The sequence below is a fragment of the Microbacterium sp. Bi128 genome (assembly GCF_918698205.1).
Window position 1 is genome coordinate 1 of sequence record NZ_CAKKMM010000369.1, and the last position, 4,330, is coordinate 4,330.

The following is a 4,330-nucleotide window of genomic DNA, read 5'->3' on the forward strand; positions in this document are numbered from 1 at the left end:
CGCTGGCGTTGGCGCTGCCTGCCGTGCTCGTCATGTCCGGCTGCGTGGCGACGCCGCAGAGCGGCATCACGAATTCCAGCAGCCCATCAGAGCTCATTCCCGCCCCGGCGTCGGGCGCCCCCACCACGAGCGCACCGCTGGAGACTGCCCAGACGTCGAACAAGGCTCCGGTGTATTGGATCGGCCGTGGCAATGACAACGCGTTTCTCTACCGCGAGTTCCGCGACGTTCCGGATCAGGACAATCCCGTCACCCGCGCCCTGCGGGTCATGATGTCGCAGAAGCCATTGGACCCGGATTTTTTCACGCCCTGGCAAAATCCGAAGAAGCTGGCGACGTCGATTTCCGGCAAGAACGTCATCACGGTGGATGTCTCCGCTGATGCCTTCAACAGCAACGTGGATGCGGCCATGGCCGAGCGCGCCATCCAGCAGCTCGTCTACACGGCGACAGCTGCCGCGGCCAGCGCCGGACTCATCGATGCCGGACAGCAGGTCCAGGTGGTTGTGCTGGTCGACGGTCACACCGACTACGTCGCCTTCAACCATGTCCGCCTGGGCGAGCCGACCTCCCGCAGCGCCGGGATGGTGGCACCAGTGTGGATCATTGATCCGCAGGAGGGCACGTCCGTGGCCGACGGTTCGGTCAAGATCAGCGGCCGCAGCACCGTCCAGGGCGGGAAGCTCCGCTGGGCGATCCTCAAGGTCGACGGCGACGGCGACAACGCCAAGACCGCGTATCTCAACGGCAGCGCCACCGCCTCCGCCGATGCAGCCCGGCCCGGGCTGTTCACCTTGTCCGTGAACCTCGGCCCGGGCAATTACGAGGTCCGGGTGTCCCAGGTGGACGCATCCGACAGCGCCAAGGAAGTATTCCAGGACACCCGCGGGTTCACGGTCAAGTAGCCGTCACCTCAACAAGGCATCACGTCACTTGCGGCGGCGGCTGCCGCAGGTCACCAGCGGCCGAGGATGTCGCTGGCCAGCACAGTGGCGGCGGGCCCGGCCGTGGACGAACGCAGCACATGGTGCCCCAAAAGGGCCGTAACTGCGCCGGCGTCGCAAAGCCGGGTCACCTCCCGCGGGCTGATGCCGCCTTCCGGACCCACGATCAGCAGTACCTCACGGGATCCGGCATCATCTGCCACAACATCGCCGGGCCCAACACTTTCCAGCCAGGCCTCGAGTACCTGCCGCAGCGGGCGCACGGCGTCTTCGTGCAGGATGACGGCGAGGTCTGCCGCCGTTACGGCCGCCTGCAGCCCGGCGCCGTCGACGGCGGCCCGGACCTCGGGAATCCATGCCCGGCGCGCCTGTTTGGCGGCTGCCGTCACCACCGACTGCCACTTGGCATGCGCCTTCGCGGCCCGCTCAGCCTTCCACCGCACAATGGACCGCTCGGCCTGCCAGGGAATGACGGCGTCGATGCCCAACTCGGTCGCGGTCTCGGCCGCCAGTTCATCGCGGTCGCCCTTCGCCAGGGCCTGGACCAGGACCAGCCGTGTCCCTGGCCGTGGTTCCTCAGCCAGGTCCACGCATTCGACGCTCAGCTCCCCGGGAGCGACGGCTGTCACGGTGCCGGTCAGGCGCTTGCCGGCGCCGTCCGCGATATCGACGGCTTCGCCGACGCCGATCCGTTTGACGGTGACGGCGTGTCGGGCCTCGGTTCCCTCGAGGACGAAGGCCGAGCCGGGGACCTGCTGGTCCAGGGCGCCTGGGGCGGTGAAGAAGACCGGGTTACTCACCGCTACAGGTTACCGAGCCGGTCCCGCAGTTTGGCGAAGACGCCGCCGCTGGCCGCAAGCTTTCCTTCCGTGAGGTGCTCGCCACGGTGCTTGGCCAGCTGGCGGAGAAGTTCCTCCTGGACGTGATCGAGCTTGACCGGTGTTTCCACCTGCAGGTGCACCTTCAGATCGCCGCGGCCGTGGCCGCGCAGGTGCGTGACGCCAAGACCGCGAAGGGTGATGATCTCGCCGGACTGGGTGCCGGCCTTGACGTCGATCTCCTGCTGTCCGTCGAAGGTGTCGAGGGATATTTCGGTGCCGAGGGCGGCCGCCGTCATGGGAATGTTGAGGCTCGCGTGCAGGTCATCGCCCTCGCGCACGTAAGTGGCGTCGTTGTTGACCCTGATCTCCACGTACAGGTCCCCGGCGGGGCCGCCGGCAGGGCCGGCCTCGCCCTGGCCGGACAGCTGGATGCGGGTGCCGGTGGCCACGCCGGCCGGGACCTTGACGGTCAGCGAGCGGCGGCTGCGGATCCGGCCCTGGCCGCTGCATTCGTTGCACGGGTCCTTGATGACGGTGCCGAAGCCCTCGCAAGACCCGCAGGGGGCGGACGTCATGACCTGGCCCAGGATGGACCGCACGGCGCGCTGGACCTGACCGCTGCCGCCACAGATGTCGCAGCGGACCGGGTGGGTGCCCTCCCGGCAGCAGGATCCCTCGCAGGTGGGGCAGATGACGGCCGTGTCGACCTCGAGCTTTTTGTTCACGCCGAACACCGCATCGCGGAGGTCGATCCGGACGCTGATCAGCGCGTCCTGGCCGCGGCGGACCCGGGACGCCGGGCCGCCCTGGCCGCCACCGGCGCCGAAGAAGGTCTCGAAGATGTCCTGGAAGGCGAAGCCCTGGCCCGAGTAGCTGCCGCCGCCGAACCCGTTGTCGGTGCCGTTCTCGTTGCCGGTGGTGTCATAGACCCGGCGCTTCTGCGGATCGGAGAGGACCTCGTAGGCGTGCGTGACGGCCTTGAACCTGTCCGAAGCGTCCTCCCCGGGGTTCACGTCCGGGTGCAGGGTCCGGGCCAGTTTCCGGTAGGCCTTCTTGATCTCCTCCCCCGATGCGTCGCGGGAGACTCCAAGAACGTCGTAGTGGCTGCTCAAAGTGTGTATCTCTTCCTGGTTGTACTGCCTGTGGGGTACTGCCTGTGGGGCACTGCCTGTGGGGCAAGAAGTCGTATTCGGTCCCGGGCCTGTCAGGGCCCCAGGATCCTCGAAAGGTAGCGGGCCACCGCTCGGACGGCGGCCATGGTGGTGGGATAGTCCATCCGGGTGGGCCCAAGCACTCCGACCTTGGCCGTGGCGTCCGGCCCGTAGGCGGTGGCCACGACCGAGGCCTCGGCGAGACCGTCGTAGGGGTTTTCCCGGCCGATGCTGACGGTCACGCCGCGCGGGTCTTCGGCCATTTCGCTGAGCAGGCGGAGCATGACCACCTGTTCCTCGAGGGCCTCCAGCACGGGGCCGATGCTGAGCGGGAAGTCCACATTGGAGCGGGCCAGGTTGGCGGTGCCGGCCATGACCATGCGCTCTTCACGGCTGCTCGTGGCCAGGGCCTCAAGACCGCGGGCCAGCGCCTGGGCTGCTCCGCGCCGCGCGGGCGGGCCACCGGCAACGACGGCGGGCAGCAGCTGCGGCATCAGGCTCAGCGGCGTACCGGAGAGGCTGGCCAGAAAACTGCTCCGCAATTCCGACAGCGCGTCGTCGGGAATGTCCTGCCCGACGTCGATCACGCGCTGCTCCACCTTGCCGGTGTCAGCGATCAGAACAGCCAGCACTTTCCTGGGCGCCAGCAGCACGAACTCAATGTGCCGCACCCGGGCGCGGCTGAGCAGCGGATACTGCACGACGGCGACCTGGTTGGTCAGGTGCGAGAGGAGCCTCACGGTCCGGTCAAGGATGTCGTCGAGGTCCTCGGATCCTTCCAGCAGCGCCTGGATGGCCCGGCGCTCGGCCTGGGACAACGGCTTCACCGCTGAGATCTGGTCGACGAACAACCGGTAGCCCTTGTCAGTGGGGATCCGGCCTGCACTCGTGTGCGGTGCCGCGATCAGGCCCTCGTCTTCCAGCGCCGCCATGTCATTTCGGATCGTGGCGCTCGAGACGCCGAGATGGTGCCGTTCAACGAGCGCTTTGGAACCAACGGGCTCACGCGAATGGACGTAGTCCTCCACGATGGCGCGCAGCACTTCGAGTTTGCGCGGTTCGCTCACGCTCCACCTCCAATCGACTGTCCCGCAGCCGGTGCCACCCCCGCGTCCGGTCCGGGTCCACCAGTGGTGCACGGACGGCCCGCCACAGGACAAGGGTTAGCACTCGACATGCCTAAGTGCTAACCAGTCTAATATGAGTCGCCGCGTTGTTAGCATTGGATTCGCTCCAGGCGTGGCCCGCGGGAACGCGATTCCCGTCACGCCGGCGCCGAGACCGTGGCAGACGCTGCCGTTGCCGCGCCGTCGCGGTCCGGTTCCGGCCCCCGGAGAGTTCCACCGACCGCCGTACATTCCGAGTGCAAAGTAAGCGTGAAGAGATGTCGTACCAGAACTGGGGACCCCAGGAC

The 4,330-nt window shown here is 67.7% G+C and carries 4 protein-coding genes; 1 reads left to right on the forward strand and 3 read right to left on the reverse strand.

Annotation, left to right across the window (positions count from 1 at the left end):
- Positions 1 to 2 precede the first annotated feature (2 nt).
- On the forward strand, positions 3 to 905 hold the full coding sequence (locus tag LQV45_RS19145) for a GerMN domain-containing protein (protein WP_230008379.1): 903 nt from the start codon (positions 3 to 5) through the stop codon (positions 903 to 905).
- Positions 906 to 955: 50 nt separating this feature from the next.
- Here the strand turns inward: LQV45_RS19145 and LQV45_RS19150 are convergent, their stop codons facing one another.
- The 3 genes from LQV45_RS19150 to hrcA all read right to left on the reverse strand — a co-directional run bounded on the left by LQV45_RS19150 (position 956) and on the right by hrcA (position 3,983).
- A complete protein-coding gene (locus LQV45_RS19150) occupies positions 956 to 1,744 on the reverse strand; it encodes a 16S rRNA (uracil(1498)-N(3))-methyltransferase (protein ID WP_230008380.1) in 789 nt (262 codons plus the stop codon).
- A 2-nt stretch (positions 1,745 to 1,746) separates the two neighbouring features.
- Positions 1,747 to 2,877 (reverse strand): molecular chaperone DnaJ, encoded by a 1,131-nt coding sequence (dnaJ, locus tag LQV45_RS19155; protein ID WP_028276700.1) that lies wholly within the window; start codon positions 2,875 to 2,877, stop codon positions 1,747 to 1,749.
- A 92-nt stretch (positions 2,878 to 2,969) separates the two neighbouring features.
- Positions 2,970 to 3,983, reverse strand: a complete 1,014-nt coding sequence (gene hrcA, locus LQV45_RS19160; RefSeq protein WP_230008381.1) for a heat-inducible transcriptional repressor HrcA — start codon at positions 3,981 to 3,983, stop codon at positions 2,970 to 2,972.
- Positions 3,984 to 4,330 lie beyond the last annotated feature (347 nt).